We start from the raw sequence: 20,691 nt of genomic DNA, 5'->3' as shown, positions 1-20,691 counted from the left end.
TGCTCCAACACGGCCGCTGGCCGGCGGCCGACGCCGGTACGGGGACCGCGAGCGGTGCCGGACGGCGAAGGTGCCCGTCGACCGCACCTTCGCCACCAAGACCGGTGCAGCCGTCCCTAAACGCCGATGGAATATCGCCGGTCCGGCTTGTGCCGTACCTCAGGTCGTGACCGCTGGAGGCGCTACCGCTCCCGGAGCTTGACGGCGAGGACACGCCGCGCCGGGTGGTCGCCACGAACGTCGATTCGCCCATCCCGCGGAACTCTGAGGCGACGAAACCCGCGGCCAGGAACGCGAACGCCCATGTGGTCACCCCCGAGCTGTAGAAGATGACCGAATAGTCCCCCCGCGCTTGCGCCTTGGCGATGGCCCCGCTGTCACCGACCAACGTCAGGAAGACCCCGACACCGGCACTGACCAGCAGCATCACCACGACGCCGATCGGGGTCGAACGCAGAGCACGCATCTTGCGCCACTCCGAGAGGAACGTCGCCTCGATCCCCGGCGCCTGGGTGGTCCCGACGGGTACCGGGGCACTCAACGCCCGGTCCCCCCCCCGTCGTGCCGGCACGGTACTGGGCGACGCCCGCGGTGAGCTCATGTAGGCGTCTTCAAGCGAGGTCTGCTCGTCCAGATCGCCGATTCGAACTCGGCCAGCAGCTTCCCCGCCCCGATCACGACCACGCGGTCCGCTGTCTGCTGCATCTCGGCCATCAGGTGGCTCGAGACCAGTACGCAGCGGCCCTCCGCCGCGAGCCGGCGCACGAGACTGCGCAGCCATCGCACACCGTCGGGGTCGAGCCCGTTGACCGGCTCATCCAGAATGAGCGTGCCCGGGTCGCCCAGCAGGGCCGCCGCGATCCCGAGGCGCTGCCGCATCCCCATCGAGAGGGCGCCGATCGTCCGTGACGCCGCCGAGGCGAGGCCGACCTCTTCCAGCAGCTCATCGGCCCGCCGATCGGGAATGCGGCCGGCGGCAGCCAGCCAACGCAAGTGAGCCCTTGCCTTCATGCCCTCCGGCGCGCTGCGCGCATCGAGGACGACCCCCACCACATGTTGCGGCCGCCGGCCTTCCCGCAGCGGACGCCTGTCGATGGTGGCGCTGCCGGAGGTCGGACGGTCCAAGCCGACCAACATACGCATCGTGGACGTCTTGCCCGAGCCGTTAGGTCCGACGAATCCGGTCACCTTCCCGTCCGGGGCGGTGAGCGAGAGGTCATCGACAGCGGTGATCGCTCGATGTCGTTTCGTGAGATGGAAGGTTTCGATCATGCCGACAACCGCACCACCGCCTGCGTCCGGGCCACTAGCAACTTTCGTCTGCGACACCGTCACGAACGTCGGAAGGGACCACCCTGCTCCGTGGTCCTCGGTCGGCCCGAGCGCCGACCACACGACCGCCGGTGGCCGGCTTCATGCCGAACCAGGTGGTGAACTGGTCGGGGATGATGTTGCGGGAGAGGAAGGCGAGACCGCCAGTAATGGCGCACCCGGCCGCCCAGCCCAGGCAGCTCATCCCCTCTCCTGAGCCAGTGATCACGCCCTGGGAAGGCGGTTGTCGACCAGCACGCCCCTTTGACAGGCTGCCGGCATGATCGCTGCTGAGACGTCGAGCTGCCTGATCGTGACGGGGATGCCCGGGGCCGGGAAGTCGACGGTGACCAGGCTTGTCGCCCAGCGCCTGCCACGCTCCGCCCGGCTCGACGGCGACCAGATCAGCAGGCTGATCGTCAGTGGTCGTGTCGGAGCCCTGGGCGAACCTGCCGACGAAGCAGCGCGGCAAGTGGAGCTGTGTAACCGCAACCTGTGCATACTGGCGAACAACTTCACCGATGCCGGCTTCACGCCCGTGATCGACTGGGTGATTCCCGACCGCAGGCAATTGGACTTCTTCTTGAGCCTTCTCCCGGCTCGGCAGGTCCTGTTCGTCGTCCTTGCGCCGGGCATCAACGTGTGCAGGCACCGCAACACCATCAGGGATCCACGCGAGCGGTTCGACTTCGACGGCTATGAAGCCCTTGACGCCGGCATGAAGCGCGAGCTCGGCGAGATCGGCTGGTGGTTCGACACCGCGGCTCTCACTCCCGACGAAACTGCCGATCAGATCATCCACGAAGCTCGCGGGCGCGCTCTGGTGGCCTGACTGCCGCCCGTCGCAACCCTCGGAATGGACAGCCTCAGGACCCGCTCCCTCTCCCGCACAGCCCACGCTCCCTCCCTGGCCGATCCTGTAGGTCGATGCGGGCGGGAAGCGGGCCCGGCACAGGGGACGACGTCATCGCGCAGGTAGGTGACCAGGGCGCTGCGGCCGTGCTGGCCGCCGTGGCGTTCGTCCATCTCGGAGAAGGCACTGATCATGCTCGGAGAAGGTGCTGATCATGTCCCGTACGGCGGCTCCCTCGGGCATGCCGACGGTGTGGCCGGTTCGGGCGGCGATTCCCTCGACGTGGGGCGATCACGCACAGGCGTGTCCCGGAGAGGAGGCTGAACTAGGCACGGGCCGCAGCGCGATCCCCCCGTTCCAGCATGGGTTCCGGATCCCCTGACCAGAGAGGTCGCAGTCACCCTCAGTAACAGGGACCGTCGATATGGTCACGTCCACGGTTCACTCCTGGGCCACACTCCGTGCACCTGGAATTCGTATGGCCACTCTTCTATCGAGTTGCTGGCCGGGAACCATCTCAGGCAATTCCTCCGCGCCAGCCGTCTGCATTAGGCCGATGCCAAGGGACGGGAAACGTGGATGCATCCAGGAGGCCGAGAGCGATCGTCGGGATCACCATACTGGCCCTTATCACCGTCCTCGCGTTGAGCGGATGCGGGACCATCGATGCCTGGTCCGGATCGGCAAAGGACGAGGAACTCGCGGGCAAGGTGACGGTGGACGGCTCCAGCACTGTCGCCCCGCTGTCCACGGCCGCCGCGGAGTCCTACGCCGATGAGCAGCCCAAGGTCCAGGTCACCGTGGGGACCTCCGGGACCGGTGGGGGCTTCAAGAAGTTCTGTGCGGGCGCCACGGACATTGCCGATGCATCGCGCGTGATCAAAGACACGGAGAAAGCGGCATGCGAGAAGAACGACGTCAGGCACGACGAACTCTCCGTCGCCAATGACGCTCTGACCGTCGTGGTCAACAAGAACGTGCACTGGGTGGACTGCCTGTCAACCGAGCAGTTGAAGAAGATCTGGGAACCCGGCTCTGGGATCACGAACTGGCAGCAGGTCGACCCGAGATTCCCCAACGAGCCCCTCAAGCTCTTCGGTCCAGACACCGACTCGGGCACTTTCGACTACTTCACCAAGGCCATCAACGGAAAAGAGGGTGCCTCCCGCACCGACTACAAGTCCACCGCGGACGACAACGACACGGTTCGGGGCGTCTCCGGATCCCGGGGCGGAATGGGCTACTTCGGCTTCTCCTACTTCGAGGAGAACCAGAGCGACCTCAAATCCCTCATGATCAACGGTGGGGGTGGCTGTGTCGTCCCTAGCATCACGAGCGTGCAGAACGGCACATACAAGCCGCTGTCCCGGCCGCTGTTCATCTATCCCACCGTCAAGGCGCTCAAGCGTCCGGAGGTGGAGGACTTCGTCGAATACTTCGTCGAGCATCACGCCCAGATCACGGCGAGCACCCAGTTCATCCCGCTCAACTCCGAGCAGGAGGACAAGCTCAGGGCGGACCTCAAGAGACTGAAAGAAGCGGCCGGGTGACCCCGCGCCTCCACCGGGGGGCACCGAAATTGCCGATCCGGCAGTGGTTGTAGCCCTGTTCGGCATGGGTGAAACAGCCGGGTGGTGACCGAGCGCGCGTTGGTGAGCGCGGTCCGGCGGCTCGTAGCGTCGGCCGGCTGGGCCGCGGATCGCTTTTACGGCCGAGGCTGTTGCCGGTCGGCGTACCAGTCGACGCGTGTCCGGGGTGTGACGGGCAGAGCCTCGAGCTCGTCATCGCCCAGGATCAGTTCAGCGGTCGCAGCCGAGCAGCCGATGTACGTAGAGAGAAGGTCGTAGTCGGTCGTGACCACCCATCTGCGGTCCTGCGGCCACCAGAACTCAGGTCCGCTGTCCCCCACGGTCTCCTCCGTCCCCTCACGCACGGACTCCAGGCCGGCCATCGAGGAACAGTAAACAAGCGGCTCCTCCGCGCCACGGCAGAGAGCCGCCAGGTCATAAGCGAAGTAGACGGCCTGGTCACCCGTTACCGCCTCAAGGAGCCTCGCAAGCGCCCGCCGGCTGCGGTCATCAAGAGCCCCTTCCTCTGTCTGCCACAGCAGCTCCCCTGGTATGCGGCATTCGTTGGGGAGCGACAGATGCGAAAGCTCCGCGTGGAAGGAGATGCCATGGTCGTCGGCCATCACCTGCCACGTGCGGGTACGGCCCGACCCGTCCGTGGCCTCGAACCGGTGAAAGACGCGCACGTACGCCTCGAACCCGACCGGCACAAGCTCGGACACCACGTGCTCTTGCCCGCCATCAGACTCGTCGAGACGCTCCTGGAGCCACGCCAGCTCCGTACCGGCATACGTCCACTCTCCCCTGACCATGCGCCCCATTGTCCTGCCCGATCTGCGCGCTCAGGTGTCTGTGCCGCAAGTGGCGGTGGGAGTCGCGGCACTGCTCTGGTACAGGCCGGCGAAAGGACTTGTTGCGCTGTGTGACTGCCGTATCGAGCGCCTCCCGGACGAGCTGTGTGTGCCGGTGCCGCTTCGGTCCCGCCGTCGGACCGTCCACGCGGGCAGCGGGATCTGTCAGTGGCAGCCTCCGGCAAACCCGGTGCCACAGGGCGATTCCCCGACAGCCGACAGTCGGCAGAAGCAGGAGGCATTGATCGGGACGTCAGCCCTGGCCTGGGCGAGGCGTAGCTGCTGTTCGATGATGGCGGCCTCTCCCCCGCGGCCCTGCCGGACCAGGCACTCGTGGTAGCCGTGCAGGCTCCAGACGTTGCTCGGGTGCTGCTGGGACCGTGGGATGGTGCCGTCCAGGCCCAAGTCGGCCCGATACACCGCTGCGGCCTCTTCGACGTGGCCTTGCTCCAACAGCAGTGCCCCGTAGGCGTGTCGGGTCGGCTGCATCCACCCCCAGGGTTCGTCGTACGGAAGGTTGTCATCGAGTTCGATCGACCGCCGCAGCGCGGCGTAGGCATCATCGACGTTGCCCTTGCGGTACTCCACCTCGCCCTCCAACATCGCGGCCGCCACCGCAAGGATGTCCTGACAGGTGTTGTTGAACAGCGTGCGCGACTCCGGGACCCGCCCCGCCGCCTCCTCGAAGAGCGCCCGCTGAGCCTCGGCTGCCTCCAGCCGGCCGGAGGCGGCGTGGGCGATTGCCTTCGCGTAGTGCATCATCGCCGTGGTCACGCAGTAGAGCTCAGGGTCCCTCGGCAGTTCTGCGTCGAGGATCTCCTGCCACATGCCGAAGCGGACCAGCACGTGCATGCGCATGGGGAGAAGGCCCTCGAGCCAGTCCGCCATCGGTGGCACCTGCACGCCGAGGAGCTCCTCAGGAACCGCCGCCTCGAGTTCGCTGCACGTCTGCAGCGCGACTGCCCGCTGCCCGAGGAACATCGAGCCGTAGATCTTGAAGTGATAGTTGTGGCAGCGGTAGAGCGTGTAGAAGTTCATCGGGCCGGAACGCGTCACGGACTTTTCATCCGCCTCGATCGCGCGCGCGTTGGAGGACACCACGCGGGAGTAGTCACCGCAAAGGACATCCAGGTGCGTGGGCATGTGCTGGAGGTGGCCGGCATCGGGGACGAGATCGCGCAGTCGATCGGCCATCGGCAGGGCCTGCTCCGGCACGGACGACATCTCCATCAGGTGGATGTACATGTGCAGCACGCCCGGGTGATCCGGCCCGCCCGGCAGTTCCAGTGCGTGGTCAAGTACGGCACGCGCCTCCACAGCAAAGGATCCCGGGGCCGGCTCACCGGTGCGCTGGTCCCACAGCTGCCACGGGGTGAGGTTCATCAGCGCGTCGGCAAACAGCGTGATCACGTCGAGATCCTCGGAATGTTCGGCGTACACCGGGCGCATCGCCTCGGCGTAACGGTGGTTCCACACCGAGAGGTCCGACACCGCCTCCGACCGGGGATAACGATGCCGGAGCGCGCCGATGAGCGCCCGCTCGACGGGCGTGGCCCTGTGCGCGAGACGCTCCGCCTGGGCAGACGCCTCGAACGCCCGGGAGACGCTGGTCTCGAGATCGGCCGGGTCGAAGCGTTCCCAGGGCTTGTTGTAGTTGGGTCCCAAGGCGTAGGCGATGCCCCAGGAAGCCATGGCACACTCCGGGTCGAGTTCGCGGGTCCGCTCGAAGCAGTCGATCGCTTCCTCGTGGTTGAAGGCATAGCTCCACAGCAGGCCGCGGTCGAACCAGGTCTGCGCCTCGCCCACCCCGGTCGACACCGGCCGGGTGTAGCGGCCGAGGTCGTAGTAGTAAGTCATCGAGCCTCCCTCGGAACATCGCCCGACGTCACGTCACGTCAGGCTGCTTGACCGGTGTCGGGACAGATCGAGCGCGAAGCCCTCCGGCGATCTCCGCCGCCGTCGCCAAGGCCGGAGTAGGCGGTGGCTCCCTACCGTTGGCGTTGGCTCCGTTCCCGCGCTGGAGTTATCCAGCTCCGGCGCTGTCCGCACGGTCCCTCTCCGCCGCGTTGAAGAGCTTGAGTGCAGAGCCCCGTGTGCACCGGAGCTGCCGGCGCGCAGGCTGCGGCCAAGAGCGCCGCTTCGGCGATCTACTCCTTGGTCACACCCACCATCTTCGCAGGAGGTGACGTGGTCCTCGGTGCAATACACGCGCTGGGTGATGAGGACACATGCGACGGCGACCAGCTCACGGTACTTCTCGCAATCCGGGCATGCCGCCCGGCCGTCCGGCCTCTCGCCACTACATCGACCGTGCCGAAGGCAGCGGTCACCGCCTCAATCCCGTCGAATACGAGAGCGTCCCCCGGTCTGCGTGGCAGGGTTCATCGTGGCGACCCGCCCGCCCAACCGGCGGCTGTTCCTGTGGCGCGCGCTGAAACCGCTGGGAGCGCTGTGCGCGCTGCTCTGCTCAATCGTCTTCGTGCTGCTGCTCGGCAACGGCGTGTTCGGGGACGTTCTCATCTCCAGTGACGCGACGCCGTCCCCTGGGGCCTACGCACGCCTTGCCTTCTCGCTCTTCTTCCTGATGTGGGTGGTGCCGTTCATCCTCTACGGCATTGCCATGGTCCTGGTTCATGTGTTCCGCACCGCTGATATCCACGAAACGCTGCCGCCGCTGCTGGCGACGGTGCTCGTGTGGGAACTCGCCGTCTCTGACTTGTTCACCGGCGCCTACGACGCCGCGTTCTTCGGTGCGCGGATGGCCCTCACCTTCGGTGCACCGTTGTCCATCACCGCAGTGAGTCTGTGGGAACTCAGGCGGCTCCGCTCACGCCATGGCATCACGGAGCGACAGGCAATGCTCCGCTGATCGGGCGGAGCCGGGACGGACGGGGACCGACCCTCTTCCGAGGGCGTCACAGCACGTCCGGGCAGCAGCAAGCACCATGTCCTCACCGACGCCAAGGGCATCCCGCTCGCGGTGTGTCCCCTGACCGGCGGCAACCGCAACGATGTCACCCAACTGCTGCCCCTGCGGACAAGGTCCCAGCAATTGCCGGACCTGTCGGCCGACCATACCGACCGGTCGGACACACTGCCGGCCGACCTCGGCTACGACCACGACAAGTACCGGCGTCTGCTCAGGAAGCGAGGCATCCGCCGGGTGGTCGCCGTACGCGTCCAACCGCACGGCTCCGGCCCGGGCATCTTCCGCTGGGTCGTCAAAAGCACCATCTCCTGGCTCCACGGCTTCTGCCGCCTGCGCATCCGCTGGGAGCGCCGCGACGACATCCATGAAGCTTTCCTCGGCCTCGCACCTCCCTCATCAACCACCGCCACGCCCAACGCCCTTGCCTCGGCCTGGGCCACGAGGCCGGCGATCGCCGTCCAGTCATCTGCTCTTTCTGACTGCCCGTGCGCGACAGACACCTCTTCCATGGTCTCCACCGCATCCTCTGCGAGGTTCAGGGCGTACGTATCCATGGCAACCGCAAGCCTCACCTGCGCGTCCTTGAACGAGTCGACCGGGTCAGCCCTGTCGGCGACAGCGATCTCGATCACTGCGAAAGGTGCAAATGTTGTCTCGTATTCTCGGCCGTACAGCATTGACTGGGGCGCTGGCAGGCGTTGCCCTGCTGGCGGCTGTCCCTGCGGCTTCTGCGGATTCGGCTCAACGGTGTAGTGCCTGGGGACCAGGTGATGCAGACACCATGAAGGTGTGCGCTTCTGCCTCCGGCGGAAAAGTCCACGGCAAGGGTTACACCAGGGGTTCGGCAAATGGTGCAGTAGTGTGGATAGAGGCAGTTAACACGTCCACCGGTAAGAAGTACGGTGTTCACGTTGGAAAGAGTCTTTCCAAGAAGGTGCCGCGCGGTCGCTATGAAGTCACCTTCTACCGTGGTGATGGGCTGGGCGCCGTCCACAGCCCTGCAGTGAAGGTCTGAGCCTGATTCCTGCTGACGGTGGGTCGTTGGCGGACTGATGACAACGACCCACCGCTCAGTTCAAAATTCCGTGGTGCGAGGTAAGCGACTGTGCAGTTCGTGTCGCGGGCGTCGGTCAGGGTGGCCGGGGGGGGGCGCCGGTGCGCGGACGTCCTGCGGCGGTGGCGCGCCGCCCTGGCACCCCATCAGTAATTGAAGCCCGCGATCCCGAAGCCGTCCTTCTTCTGCGCCTCACGGAACCAGCCGACGCAGCTCTCGATCGCCTCCCGCACCTCGCGGTCCACGTCCTGGCGCTGGTCCGGCGTGGTGCTCTCCCACTGCGCCAGCGCCTCTCGGCAGGACTCAGGGCTCCATTCCCCGTACCCCGGCACCCATTCGGGCTGCGGCAGCGGCGAGGGAGGAGAGCCGTACGCGAACTCCGTCAGCTCGACCGCCTTGATGCCCAGCTGAGCGAGCCCGGCATCGACGTCCTCCAGCCAACTGCCCCGGTACGGCGAGAAGTCGTTGTTGAACAGCGCCTTGCCATAGAACTCGCAGACCAACTGGTAGGCGTATCCGTACTGGAAGCCGTGCCGGTCATCGAAGGGACCGCCGTCGATCACCGCGCTCAGCGCCTCATAGCGGCTGGGCGCGCCCTGCTCGATTTCGTGGGAGAACTGCTCGTCGGCGGAGGCTATCTTGCGTTTGAAGCGGCCGCCGATCATCCGCCGTAGCTTCACATCGCCGGAGCCGATCGCACCCCGTGCGACACGCAAGTCCACCAGATACACACTCAATCCCATGCTCATGACCGGGCATCCTAACCAGCGGTACTGACACCGCGTGGCACGGCAAGGACCCCTCCCCGCGAAGCACCCACCTTCCCCGGTACGAGCCCGCGTTGCCTGGGCGCGTCTTCCTCCGCCTCACACGGTTGCCGCTCTTCAGTCCCGCTGCTTCCCCTGGCCTTCCGCTACGGGGTCGCGCTGTCGCGGCAGGCCCGGTGACCCCAGCCTGACGCGATCTTGGCGATCTGCTCGCCCGTCTCATAACGGGACTTGCAGTGTCCGCAGCGGCCGGGGAACTTCGCCTTGACCACCGGGCCCGCACCGCCACCCGGCAAGCGGCGAGTCCGTGCCTTCCCAGAGCGGGTGACGCGGGGCTTGTCTTCGGTCGCGGGGCGCGGCTGCGGAATGCCGGTGGCGCCGTGTGCGGTGCCTGCGGGGGCCTGCTCGGTGGCCGCGGTGCCGGCAGCGGCGTCGGCGATGGCGTTGAGCGGGTCGCCGTTCACCTGGTGAGCGAGAACGTGCTGGAAGACCACGTCGCGGCCTTCGAGCAAGGCGTCGATACGGACGACCAGGTCCTTGTTGGCGACGGGCTTCTTGGATGCGGTCTGCCAGCCGTTGCGCTTCCACCCCGCGATCCACTTGGTGACCGCGTTCATCGCGTACTGCGAGTCCATCCGGATCTCCAGCGGCACAGCCGGATCGGTGGCCTCCAACAACTCTGCGAGCGCGGTCAACTCGGCCACATTGTTCGTCGTACGGCCCAGCGGACCCGACTCCCAACGCTGCGGAGTGCCGGCAGGGTCAGCAAGCACCCACGCCCAGCCCGCCGGCCCGGGATTGACTTTGGCGGCACCGTCACAAGCCGCAACCAAACGTTCTGACATCCCCCGATCATGCCAGCCTGCAGCACCGCCGCCCTGAACGGGTGCAGGTCAGGTGGAGGCGGCGGCCGATCACGGTCCGGTGCGCTCCAGCGCATAGGGGCACCCCCTCCACACTCGCGCACCACCGATCGCGGGCCCCGCCCAGCCGACCGATGGGGGGGCGACAGGCAAGATCTCGCCACGAAGCGGCGAGCCCGCCGAGCCCGGCCGCGGACATCCGCCGATGCGGCGAGCAGGCGTCCGCGGGGGCCGGGCCACTAGACCCACACGGCCCGGTTACCCCTTTTCATCCCCGCGCTCTGATTTTCCGCGCTTGAGGGTTGGCTGGAAACCGTCGGCCCGCTATCGTTCACGCACTTCACTCAATCGTTCAGCTGAACGAATAGCGGGGAGGACGGTTGCCCCATGACCGACACCCACCGCCCAGGACGGCGGTCACTGCTTGCCGGTGCCGCCGGCCTCGGTGCGTCCTGGCTGCTGTCCGGATGCACGGGCACAGCGGCCACCGCCGCCCTGCCCGCGGCGGTGCCGAAGGGCGCTCCGGATCGCGGCGGCACCCTCCGAATAGCCCGCCCGCCCGCGTCGGACGCCGAGACACTCGACCCGGCGAGCTCTTTGTCGGCGTACGAGTACCTGGGCGCCCTGTACAACCGTCTCGTCCGCGTCGACACGAACGGCGACCTCGTCCCCGACCTCGCCGAATCCTGGGAAGCGGACGCCAAGGCCCGAACCTGGACGTTCCGCCTCCGCAAGGGCGTCACCTTCCACAACGGCCGCAGGTTCACCTCGGCCGACGCCGCGTACACCCTGCGCCACATCCTCGACAAGGCGACCAAGTCCCCGCAGGCGGCCGTCCTCGCCCCGCTCGTCGACCCGAAGACGCTGCGCACCCCCGACGCCCACACGCTTGTCGTCCCGCTGAAGTCACCGAACGCGGAGTTCCCCAGCCTGCTGACGCACTACAACTGCTACGTCGTCCCGGACGGGAGCGGGACGTCCGTCGGCCGCACCGGCATCGGCACCGGCCCCTTCAAGCTGGAGTCGTTCGCGCCCGCGGGCCCCGGCCGGGTCACCGCGTTCGCGGATCATTGGGCCGGGCGTCCGGTTCTCGACGCCATCGCCTTCTCCTCCGTGGCCGACATGTCGGCCCGCGCCAATGCTCTGCTGGCAGGCCAGGTCGACCTGCTTTCGCAGACCAATCTCGACTTCGCGACGGCCCGCGTGGTCGCGGCGTCGGACCGCGCCACCATCGCCCGCGTGAAGAACTCCCAGTGGTACGTGCTGCCGATGCTCACCACGGAGAAGCCCTTCACGGACGTACGCGTGCGCCAGGCGATGAAGCTCGCCTACGACCCCGAGCACGTGATCAAGGTCGCGCTTCAGGGCGCCGGAACCGCCGGCTGGGACAACCCCGTGCCGCCGAACGACCCGCTGCACATCCGGGCGCACCCCCAGCACGACCCCGACAAAGCCCGCCACCTGCTGAAGAAGGCGGGCCACGAGGGGCTGACCGTCGACCTCTACACCTCCTCCTACGACCCGGTGTTCACCCCCATGGCGCTGGCCTACCAGGACTCCGCCCGGCGGGCCGGCATCCGCGTCCGGGTCAAGACGGCAGCTGCGGACTCGTACTACACGCAGATCTGGATGAAGAAGCCGCTGATGGCGACCTACTGGTACACGGGCCGGCCCGTCGACCAGCTCTTCACCCAGATCTTCCGCAGCGGCTCGTCGTACAACGAGACCGCTTGGTCCGACAAGGACTTCGACGCGCTCCTCGACCGCGCCCGCGCCGAGACCGACGACAAGCGGCGCCGCGAGCTCTACGGCGAGGGGCAGACGATGGTGATCGAGAAGGGCGGGGCGATCACCCCGATGTTCGCCGACCGGCTCGTCGGGATCTCCCGCAAGGTACGCGGATATGCCGAGCACGGGTTCGAGTTCGACTACCTTGCCATCGGCCTGAAGGGAGCCTGAGCATGCTCTCGTTCATCGCCCGTCGCACGGCGTCCGCCTTCGGCACCCTGCTGCTGGCCTCCGTCCTCGTCTTCCTCGCCGTCCAGGCCCTGCCCGGCGACGTCGCCACCCAGATCCTCGGCAAGGACGCCACACCCGACGCCGTGGCCGGCCTGCGGCAGCAGCTGGGGCTCGACCGGCCCGCCTGGGAACGCTACGCCGACTGGGTGCAGGCCGCGCTGCACGGGGACTTCGGCACCTCCCTGGTCTCCGGAAAGCCCGTCGCCGGCGAAGTGGCCGGGTACCTCGGCAACTCCGCGCTGATCGCCCTGGTCACGGTCCTGTTCGCGGTGACCGGGTCCCTGGTGCTGGGCATCGTCGCCGGTCTGTACCGCGACCGCTGGGCCGACCACCTGATCTCGACCGTCGGTCTCGTCGGCATGAGCATCCCCGAGTTCGTCGTCGCCACGGTGCTGGTGCTGTGCTTCTCGATCGCGTTGCCGTGGTTCCCCGCCGTCGTTCTGTACGGCCCCGACGCGAGCGTCGGCCAACTGCTGCCCGCCGTCTGGCTTCCCGCGCTCTCGCTGGCGATCGTCATGGCCGCGTACATCGTCCGCATGGCCCGTACGTCGGTCATCGATGTGATGGCGAGCGAGTACGTCACCACGGCCAGGCTCAAGGGCCTGTCCACCTGGCGGGTCGTCACCCGGCACGCCCTGCCCGGCGCCCTCCTGCCCACCCTGCATGTGATCGCCCTGAACGTGGCCTGGCTCGTGGGCGGGGTCGCAGTCGTCGAGAACGTCTTCAACTATCCGGGCATCGGCAAGCTGCTGCTCACCTCGGTGCAGAACCGCGACCTGCCCGTCATCCAGGCCGTCGCGCTGATCAGCGCCGTCGTCTACGTCGTGTGCAACCTCGCCGCCGACCTCGGCGCCATGGCCTTGAACCCCAAGCTCCGTACGCGCGGGAGGACCCGATGACCCCCCTCGACACCGTCCCGTCCCCGGCATCCGCGACGGTCCGGGCACGCACCGCCCGTGCCTGGCGCACTCTGCGCTCCTCCCGCACCGCGGTCGTCGGCCTCGCCATCGTGGGCGTCCATGTGCTGGTCGCGCTTCTCGCCCCGCTGCTGACGTCGTACGACCCCATCGCCAACAACCCCTCGCATGCGCTCCTCGGCCCCGGCTGGGAACACTGGGCCGGTACGGACCAGTACGGCAGGGACGTCCTTGCCCGGGTGCTGTACGGCGGCCGGTACGCGCTCGGTGTGTCCGCCGCGTCCACTGTCCTGGGGGTCGTACTCGGCACGGTGATCGGCTGTGCTGCGGCCCTGCGCGGAGGCTGGTTCGACGACCTCCTGGGCCGGGTGCTGGACGCGGTGCTCTCGGTACCGGCGATCCTCGCGCTGCTCGTCGTCGTGACCGTGCTGGGGACCGGTTACACGGTCATCGTCTGCGCCGTCGCCGTGGTGTTCGTGCCGCAGGTCGTACGGGTGGTGCGCGGTGCGGCGCTCGCCGTCGTGCCCGCCGACTACGTGACCGCGGCCCGCGCCCGGGGAGAGGGAACCTGGGCGATCCTCTGGCGGGAAGTCCTGCCCAACATCGTCGACGTGGTGTGCGTGGAGTTCGCCATGCGGGCCTCCTGGGTCGTCCTGCTGATCTCCTCGCTGTCCTTCCTCGGCTTCGGCGCCGACCCGCCGACCCCCGACTGGGGGCTCATGGTCGCCGAGAACCGCACCGCCATCACCGTCGTCCCGATGGCGAGCCTCGCGCCGATCATCGCCCTGGCCACACTGGTGGTCGGAATCAACCTCGCGGCCGACGGCCTGTCCAAAGCCTGGGGCGTGGACCGGATCAGGGAGGGTTCCTGATGAACCCTCTCGTCTCCGTCAGCTCCCTTTCCGTCTCCTACCGCTCGGGCGGGCAGGACGTCCCGGTCGTGCAGGACGTGTCCTTCGAACTGCCCGAGGGAAGCACGCTCGCCCTCGTCGGCGAGTCCGGCAGCGGCAAGTCGACCGTCGCGGCCACCCTGCTCGGTCACCTGCGGCACGGCTCACGCCTGGACGGCGGGACCGTCCGGGTGGACGGCCATGACGTCTTCGCCCTCGCCCCGGGAGAGTTGAGGCGGCTGCGCGGCGGGACCGTGGCGATGGTCTCCCAGAACGCGGGCCACTCGCTCACCCCGTCCATGCGTGTCGGACGGCAGATCGCGGAGGCCGGCGGCGACGTGCCGGTGCTCGACCTGCTGGAGCAGGTCGGACTGCCGAGGCCCGCCGACCTCGCGCGCCGCTACCCGCACGAACTGTCCGGCGGCCAGCAGCAGCGGATCTCCATTGCCATGGCCCTGGCGGCCCGCCCCAAGGTCCTCGTCCTCGACGAGCCCACGACCGGTCTCGACGTCGTCACCCAGCGCGGCATTCTCGACCTCGTCGCCTCCCTGCGCGACGAACTCGGCCTGGCCGCCCTGCTGGTGAGCCACGACCTCGGTGTCGTGGCGCGCATGGCCGACGAGGTGAGCGTGCTGCGGCTGGGCCGGGTCGTGGAGTCGGCGCCCACCCGACGGCTCTTCTCCCACCCCGAACAGCCCTACACCAGGCGGCTGCTGGCCAGCGTGCCGCGCCTGACGGACGACGGGCTCGCCCTGGTGAGCGAATCCGGCGAGCGGGAGGTCCGCGCCAGAGCCGTGGTGTCACCGGAAGCGCCCGTGACCGTCTCCGCGAAGGACGTCACCGTGGACTACGGTTCGGCCCGCGCCGTGCACGGCGTTTCCTTCGACGTCCGGCGCGGCGAGACCGTCGCCCTCGTCGGGGAGTCGGGCAGCGGGAAGTCCACCCTTGCGTGGGCCCTCGCCGGTCTGCGCACTCCCTCCGGCGGCACGATGACCCACCAAACGGGCGACCTCGCCCGTCCAGCGCGCAAACGTCCACCAGCCCTGCGGCGCCGAGTGCAGCTGGTGTTCCAGAACGCCGACACCTCCCTCAACCCGCGCCGCTCGGTGGGCAACGCCATCCGCCGCCCCCTGCGTTTCTTCGGCACAGCGCCGGACCCCAGGGCGGCCACCGCACGGGCCCGCGAGCTCGTGCGGGACGTACAACTCGACCCGGCGCTCGTCGACCGGCTGCCCGCACAGCTCTCCGGCGGCCAGCGGCAACGTATCGGCATCGCGCGGGCGCTGGCCGGCGAGCCGGACGTGCTGATCGCCGACGAGATCACCACGGCCCTGGACGTCTCGGTACAGGCCGACGTGCTGCGGCTGCTCGACGAGCTGCGCAGGGAACGGCAGCTGGCCTGCCTGTTCATCAGCCACGACTTGGCCGTCGTACGGGGCATTGCCGACCGTGTGCTCGTTCTGCGCCACGGCGTGGTGGTCGAGGAGGGCCCCACCGAGGCCGTCTTCGCCGACCCCGGGCACCCCTACACCCGTGAGCTGATGGCGGCGGCACTGGAGCCCGACCCCGACGCGCAGCCACCCGTCGACGACATTCCCGACTGGGCCGACGCGGCAGACGCCGACGGCGTCTGGCGCGACCACGGCCGCGGCCACCGAGTCCGGCGCTGGCGCCCTGCCGGTACCCCCCACACCGAAGGAGATTCGTGAAGTACCGCGAGCAGTTCGAACGCCAGGTCGTGCGGGAGGACGTCTGGATCCCCACCCGGGACGGAAAGGTCCAACTGCACGCGCGCATCTGGCGCCCGGCCGACGCGGAAGGCGACCCCGTGCCCGCGCTGCTCGAGTACCTCCCCTACCGCAAGAGCGACTGGACAGCGCCCCGCGACGCCCAGCGTCACCCCTGGTACGCGGGCCACGGCTATGCCTCCGTCCGGGTCGACATCCGTGGCCACGGCGACAGCGAGGGCGTGCCGGGCGACGAGTACGACGCGCAGGAGCTCGCTGACGGCATCGACGTCGTCAACTGGCTGGCGGAGCAGCCCTGGTGCACCGGCAAGGTCGGCATGTTCGGCATATCGTGGGGCGGCTTCAACGCGCTCCAGGTCGCCGCCCTCGCCCCGGCCCCTCTCAAGGCGATCGTGACGGTCTGCTCCACCGACGACCGCTACGACAACGACGTGCACTACACCGGCGGCGCCGTCCTCGGCATCGACATGCTCGCCTGGGCCGGCACCATGCTCGCCTTCGCAGCCCGCCCACCGGACCCGGAGAACGTCGGCGCCGACCGCTGGCTGCCGATGTGGCGCGAACGTCTCGAGGCCCTCGAACCCTTCCTGCACACCTGGCTGGCCCACCAGCAGCGGGACGACTACTGGCGGCACGGCAGCGTGTGCGAGGACTACGGCGCCATCGGTGCGGCGGTCCTGGCGGTCGGCGGCTGGAACGACCCGTACCGCGACACGGTGCTACGGCTCGTCGGACACCTTCCGCAGGATCGCGTCCGGGGGCTGATCGGCCCGTGGTCCCACCAGTATCCGGACCGCGGACTGCCCCCCGGCCCCGCCATCGGCTTCCTCCAGGAGACCCTGCGCTGGTGGGACCAGCACCTCAAGGGCGCCGACACCGGGGTGATGCGGGAGCCACTGCTGCGGGCCTGGATCAACGACCCTGTTCCGCCCGCCACGTCCCACGAGGTGATGCCGGGCCGCTGGGTCGGTGAGACGGCCTGGCCCTCGCCGAGGATGAGCCGGTGGGAACGCCCGCTGGGCTCGGACGACACGCCCCTGGTGGTCCACTCCCCGCAGCACACCGGCATCGACGCCGGCCGCTTCTTCCCCTTCGGCAATGCCAGTGACCTGCCACCCGACCAGCGGGAGGAGGACGGCCGCGCGGTCTGCTTCGACTCGGAGCCTCTCGACGCGCGCGTCGAGATCCTCGGCCGGCCGCGGGTCCGGCTCCGGCTGGACAGCTCCACCCCGCGCGCCCACGTGATCGCCCGCCTTTGCGACGTGGCTCCCGACGGCTCGTCCACCCTCGTCACCCGGGGCGTGCTCAACCTGCTCAGTCGGCACGGACGGGACCGGGCCGTCGAGTGGGTCCCGGGGACATACGAAGACGTCGAGTTCGAGCTCAGCGCCACCGGGTACGCCTTTCCGCCGGGCCACCGCATCCGCGTCGCCCTCTCGAACGCGTACTGGCCGTGGGTGTGGCCGCACGGCGAGCGCGGCCAGCTGACCGTGCTCCCCGTACACAGCGCCCTCCTGCTGCCCGTACGAATACCCGGGGAACGAGGAGAAGAGGAGCCGGTCCACTTCGAGGAGCCCGAGCAGGCACCGCCGCTCCCGGTGACGTACGACATCCCGGACCGGCCGCGTCCCGAGCGGCTCGTCACCCACGATGTCGCGGCAGGAGAGTGGACCCTCGAGGTCGACCCCCGCTACGGCGGCTCCCGCACCTTTCCTGACGGGCTGCGCTACGAGGAGAACGCCCGGGAGACGTACCGTATTCGCAGCGACGACCCGCTGTCGGCCTCGGCCGTCTCCGTATGGAGGATCCGGCTGGCCCGCGGTGGGGAATGGGACGCGGAGATCGTCGCGCGGACGGAACTGAGGGCCACGGCAGCGGAGTTCGTGATGGACAGTCACCTCGAGGCACGGGCGAACGGCGAGACAGTGGCCGAGCGCGCATGGCACCGCACCACCCCGAGGACGTCAGGATGAACGGCGGGAGAAGCCCGCGCCGCGCCGTTGCCGCCGCCGACCGCACCCGGCAGCCCACCGAGGTGCGCCGCCGCCTCATCGTCGAGGCGGCCGTTCCGCTGATCGCCGAGCGGGGGTATGCCTCGGTCGGCGTGCGGGACGTCGCCGGTGCGGCCGGGGTGTCCGTCGGCACGGTCACCTACCACTTCGGCAGCGTCCAGGAGATCCTCTCGGAGGCCATGGTGCTGCAGATCGAGCGGTACTACGCGGCCCTCAGCGAGACCGCGGACCAGGCGACCAACGGTGCCGAGGGGCTGCGGCTCCTCGTCGACGCCCTGTTCACCGAGGACACCGACCGGCACTGGCGGATGTGGTTCGAATACTGGAACGCCGGCGAGCACCACCCTGATCCGGCGTTCGCCCGCGGTCAGGAGCGGCGCTATGAGAGCTGGCACCGGCAGATCCGCACGCTGGCCGAACGCGGCCTCGCCGACGGCGAGTTCACCTGCGACGACCTGGACGGCTTCACCGCCCGTTTCGCAGCCCTCGCCGACGGGCTGGCCCTGCAACGGCTCCGCCAGACCCCGCCTCTGAGCACCCAGGACGCCCGCCGCCATCTGAACCGCTTCATCGAGACGGAACTCGGCCCGCGGTCCGCAACTTCATGACGCGGACGCGCCGCGTGATGGCGACGGTCTCCCGGCGGGCGGTGCAGCCACCCGGAACTCGGCGGCCCGCACTCGGGCAACTCGGGCAGCATGCATGGCTGTCGCCGACCGGGCTCCCGGCATGGCCGCTCTCGGCTCTTCGGCGCGCTTCCCGTCAGTCTGACCGGCCGTGCGTGAAGCGAGCCCTGCCGGCATCGAGATCGATACCCGTCTTTCTGGGCGCGCCGTCCTGCTCGTCCTCCCGAAGCACCAGCTCGATACGGCGTTGTTCCAGTTGAACCCGCTTGCTCGGGTAGATCAACGCATGGAGTTCCTCAACCGCAGTCGCTCCCGGTCCCCGGGCCCCGATGTCCGGGTCTCTGAATCGACCTGGAAGCCAGCCTCGTCGCTGAGCCATCTGAGCCCCCTTCCGGAGCGCTGCCAACAAAAACAACGGCACCACGATGACCAGCACGATGAGCGGACTCGTCAGCAACTGCAACATGCAACGACAACGCTCTGGTATCCGCACCTGTTCCGCCGACCAGATCACAACGGCTGAACAACAAGCTGAGCTGCTGTTTCCGATCCGCGGTGCCTTTGCTGGGTGTGGTCGAGCCGGTCCTCAGAGACTCTCGAAGAGATGGCAGGACTCCGGCGTCGGACGAGACGGCCCACGGCCGGAAACCGCCCTTTCAATCGCCGGCCACCCGCGCAGGCGGGGCTCGCGGCGACGGCTGGGGGCTGGCTCTTCGATCCGTTCGCCACACCGAGCAGTACACAAACCGCCCTGGGGCCTATAGCGGATTTCGTTGGACGAGTCGCGCCCGGTCAGGGCAGTGTCTGCGTATGCCATTCATTCGCGCAACGATCAGTAACCCGCAGCTTGACCCTGCCACCCGGGAGGTCCTCGTCAAGGGATTGACCGACTTGGCTGTCACCACCCTGAACAAGCCGCTTGAGCGCACCACCGTCCATCTCAACCTGGTGCCTGCCGACCACTACTACGTCGGAGGGGAGCCCGTCGGTGAGGCCACTGGTGCACACGTTGAAGTGAGCATCACGGCGGGCACCAACAGCGCGGATGAAAGAGCCCGCTTCATCAGCCAGACCTACGACCTCTTGCGGAGCACATTGGGATTGCTGCCCTCCGTCGCCGGCGTGGCGCTGTATGAAATGCACCCGGAGAGTTACGGGTACAACGGCGTGACGCAGCTCGACTTCCGCCGCGGGAAGTAACCTCACCTGCCATCGATTGGCCGTGGATCCCGCTGGTTGTAGCACTCGGTCGTGGTCGCAGTGTCCCTGAGTGCGGGGCAAACATGTCGTAGTGGCCTGCGAGCGCGAATGGGTACCCCACAAACAAGAGGACAGCTAACTCGAAAGCCTTCAGAGGGAGAGTTGCGTTGCCGACGCTTACTCTCGATGTGACCTGGACCACTCCGTGGGTACTTCGGGTCAGGCATGCGCAATCATGATCGGAATGGACGCTCGTTTCCTTGGCATCGCTGAGCTGGTGGAAGCCCCGTCCGTGGCGGTCGTAGTCGACGTTATGCGTGCTTTCACCGTGGCTGCCTGGGCCTTTGCCCAGGGGGCGGAAAAGATCGTTCTTGCTGAGTCGCTGGACGAAGCCCTGGCGCTCAAGGCTCGCCACCCGGATTGGGTGGCGCTCAAAGACGGTCCGCCCGCGCCCGGGTTCGACATGGTCAACTCGCCGGGACTGCTGCGGTCTGTGGACCTTGGCGGACGGACCGTTGTGCAGAAGACCACGGCAGGGACGGTCGGCGCCCTCGCGGTCAAGGAGGCGTCGCTGGTGCTGTGCGCCGGCTTCGTGGTGGCGGAGGCAACGGCTCGGCTCTTGCGGACGCGCAGGAGTGACGGTGTCACGTTCGTGGTCACTGGCGACGATGGGCAGGCCGACGAAGATCTGGCGTGTGCTCAATACATCGCTCGGAGGGCCGCGGAGGCTGGGACGGATGCTGGGACGGATGCTGCTGAGTTCGTCCGCCGCGCTGCCGAGTCGCGCGCCGCCGCCGAGTTGGCGGAGGGTGTGCGTCAAGGAGTCCACTCTGATGACGTTGCACTCTGTCTTGAGGTCGACCGGTTCCCCTTTGCCATGGTGGCGACCTTGGAAGGTTCGCTCATGGTCCTCCGTCCATGCGCCATGCTTTCGCTGACCGACGATGCCCCGATCTGATCGCTGGTCAGGTCGAACTCGCACCATGCGAGAGCCGGCACCCAGTCGGGCACCCCCTGAAACCCTCAGCTCCGGCCTCGTCGCTGCCCACCCTGCGCGGTGGAGCTGGGGAGCGACGGGCGCCT

Annotated in this window: 18 protein-coding genes; 12 read left to right on the top strand and 6 right to left on the bottom strand. The window is 68.3% G+C overall.

All coding sequences use genetic code 11. From position 1 onward, the window contains the following. Positions 1 to 597: 597 nt before the first annotated feature. Complete coding sequence (locus tag ACTWQF_RS17840; protein ID WP_443280396.1) at positions 598 to 1,272, bottom strand: ABC transporter ATP-binding protein; 675 nt, start codon at positions 1,270 to 1,272, stop codon at positions 598 to 600. A gap of 319 nt (positions 1,273 to 1,591) precedes the next feature. Between ACTWQF_RS17840 and ACTWQF_RS17835 the strand changes: the two genes are divergently transcribed. Continuing rightward, positions 1,592 to 2,143: an AAA family ATPase gene (locus tag ACTWQF_RS17835; protein WP_443280395.1), complete on the top strand. Its 552-nt coding sequence runs from the start codon at positions 1,592 to 1,594 to the stop codon at positions 2,141 to 2,143. A gap of 596 nt (positions 2,144 to 2,739) precedes the next feature. Continuing rightward, the gene (locus ACTWQF_RS17830) at positions 2,740 to 3,714 is read left to right on the top strand and encodes a PstS family phosphate ABC transporter substrate-binding protein (protein WP_443280394.1); all 975 of its coding nucleotides are present in this window, start codon (positions 2,740 to 2,742) and stop codon (positions 3,712 to 3,714) included. A 155-nt stretch (positions 3,715 to 3,869) separates the two neighbouring features. Here the strand turns inward: ACTWQF_RS17830 and ACTWQF_RS17825 are convergent, their stop codons facing one another. Beyond that, positions 3,870 to 4,544 carry a hypothetical protein gene (locus ACTWQF_RS17825; RefSeq protein ID WP_443280393.1) on the bottom strand — a complete coding sequence of 225 codons (675 nt, stop codon included), beginning with the start codon at positions 4,542 to 4,544 and terminating at the stop codon, positions 3,870 to 3,872. 204 nt (positions 4,545 to 4,748) lie between these two features. Beyond that, complete coding sequence (locus tag ACTWQF_RS17820) at positions 4,749 to 6,440, bottom strand: tetratricopeptide repeat protein (RefSeq protein ID WP_443280392.1); 1,692 nt, start codon at positions 6,438 to 6,440, stop codon at positions 4,749 to 4,751. 514 nt (positions 6,441 to 6,954) lie between these two features. Between ACTWQF_RS17820 and ACTWQF_RS17815 the strand changes: the two genes are divergently transcribed. Together ACTWQF_RS17815 and ACTWQF_RS17810 are read left to right on the top strand one after the other, a co-directional pair. Continuing rightward, entirely contained in the window at positions 6,955 to 7,452 is a 498-nt protein-coding gene (locus tag ACTWQF_RS17815) for a hypothetical protein (RefSeq protein WP_443280391.1), read from the top strand. Between the two features lie 111 nt (positions 7,453 to 7,563). Then, a complete protein-coding gene (locus ACTWQF_RS17810; RefSeq protein ID WP_443280390.1) occupies positions 7,564 to 8,265 on the top strand; it encodes a hypothetical protein in 702 nt (233 codons plus the stop codon). Between the two features lie 447 nt (positions 8,266 to 8,712). Here ACTWQF_RS17810 and ACTWQF_RS17805 read toward each other — a convergent pair whose 3' ends face one another. Both ACTWQF_RS17805 and ACTWQF_RS17800 read right to left on the bottom strand, forming a co-directional pair. After that, positions 8,713 to 9,315: a DUF7691 family protein gene (locus ACTWQF_RS17805; protein WP_443280389.1), complete on the bottom strand. Its 603-nt coding sequence runs from the start codon at positions 9,313 to 9,315 to the stop codon at positions 8,713 to 8,715. A gap of 164 nt (positions 9,316 to 9,479) precedes the next feature. Further along, positions 9,480 to 10,178, bottom strand: a complete 699-nt coding sequence (locus ACTWQF_RS17800) for a ribonuclease H family protein (protein WP_443280388.1) — start codon at positions 10,176 to 10,178, stop codon at positions 9,480 to 9,482. 405 nt (positions 10,179 to 10,583) lie between these two features. Between ACTWQF_RS17800 and ACTWQF_RS17795 the strand changes: the two genes are divergently transcribed. From ACTWQF_RS17795 to ACTWQF_RS17770, 6 genes are read left to right on the top strand one after another with little or no spacing between them, the layout of a single operon-like run. Next, positions 10,584 to 12,155 (top strand): ABC transporter substrate-binding protein, encoded by a 1,572-nt coding sequence (locus tag ACTWQF_RS17795; RefSeq protein ID WP_443280387.1) that lies wholly within the window; start codon positions 10,584 to 10,586, stop codon positions 12,153 to 12,155. A gap of 2 nt (positions 12,156 to 12,157) precedes the next feature. Then, positions 12,158 to 13,114: an ABC transporter permease gene (locus tag ACTWQF_RS17790; protein ID WP_443280386.1), complete on the top strand. Its 957-nt coding sequence runs from the start codon at positions 12,158 to 12,160 to the stop codon at positions 13,112 to 13,114. Further along, positions 13,111 to 14,004 carry an ABC transporter permease gene (locus ACTWQF_RS17785; protein WP_443280385.1) on the top strand — a complete coding sequence of 298 codons (894 nt, stop codon included), beginning with the start codon at positions 13,111 to 13,113 and terminating at the stop codon, positions 14,002 to 14,004. The genes ACTWQF_RS17790 and ACTWQF_RS17785 overlap by 4 nt, the downstream gene beginning before the upstream one ends. Next, on the top strand, positions 14,004 to 15,731 hold the full coding sequence (locus ACTWQF_RS17780) for a dipeptide ABC transporter ATP-binding protein (protein WP_443280384.1): 1,728 nt from the start codon (positions 14,004 to 14,006) through the stop codon (positions 15,729 to 15,731). The genes ACTWQF_RS17785 and ACTWQF_RS17780 overlap by 1 nt, the downstream gene beginning before the upstream one ends. Continuing rightward, entirely contained in the window at positions 15,728 to 17,743 is a 2,016-nt protein-coding gene (locus ACTWQF_RS17775; RefSeq protein WP_443280383.1) for a CocE/NonD family hydrolase, read from the top strand. Before ACTWQF_RS17780 ends, ACTWQF_RS17775 begins: the two co-directional genes overlap by 4 nt. Next, positions 17,740 to 18,390, top strand: coding sequence for a TetR/AcrR family transcriptional regulator (locus tag ACTWQF_RS17770; protein ID WP_443280382.1), 651 nt, complete (start codon positions 17,740 to 17,742; stop codon positions 18,388 to 18,390). The genes ACTWQF_RS17775 and ACTWQF_RS17770 overlap by 4 nt, the downstream gene beginning before the upstream one ends. Before the next feature lie 154 nt (positions 18,391 to 18,544). Here ACTWQF_RS17770 and ACTWQF_RS17765 read toward each other — a convergent pair whose 3' ends face one another. After that, positions 18,545 to 18,787, bottom strand: coding sequence for a DUF6191 domain-containing protein (locus ACTWQF_RS17765; protein ID WP_443280546.1), 243 nt, complete (start codon positions 18,785 to 18,787; stop codon positions 18,545 to 18,547). A 431-nt stretch (positions 18,788 to 19,218) separates the two neighbouring features. On the opposite strand from ACTWQF_RS17765, the gene ACTWQF_RS17760 reads away from it, so the two are divergent. Beyond that, complete coding sequence (locus tag ACTWQF_RS17760) at positions 19,219 to 19,608, top strand: tautomerase family protein (protein WP_443280381.1); 390 nt, start codon at positions 19,219 to 19,221, stop codon at positions 19,606 to 19,608. A gap of 244 nt (positions 19,609 to 19,852) precedes the next feature. Beyond that, the gene (locus tag ACTWQF_RS17755) at positions 19,853 to 20,566 is read left to right on the top strand and encodes a 2-phosphosulfolactate phosphatase (RefSeq protein ID WP_443280380.1); all 714 of its coding nucleotides are present in this window, start codon (positions 19,853 to 19,855) and stop codon (positions 20,564 to 20,566) included. The last annotated feature ends 125 nt before the right edge of the window (positions 20,567 to 20,691 follow it).

This window comes from Streptomyces sp. 8N114 (assembly GCF_052245835.1).
In the GTDB taxonomy this organism is placed as follows: Bacteria; Actinomycetota; Actinomycetes; order Streptomycetales; family Streptomycetaceae; genus Streptomyces.
This window is presented reverse-complemented; position numbering and strand designations above follow the sequence as displayed.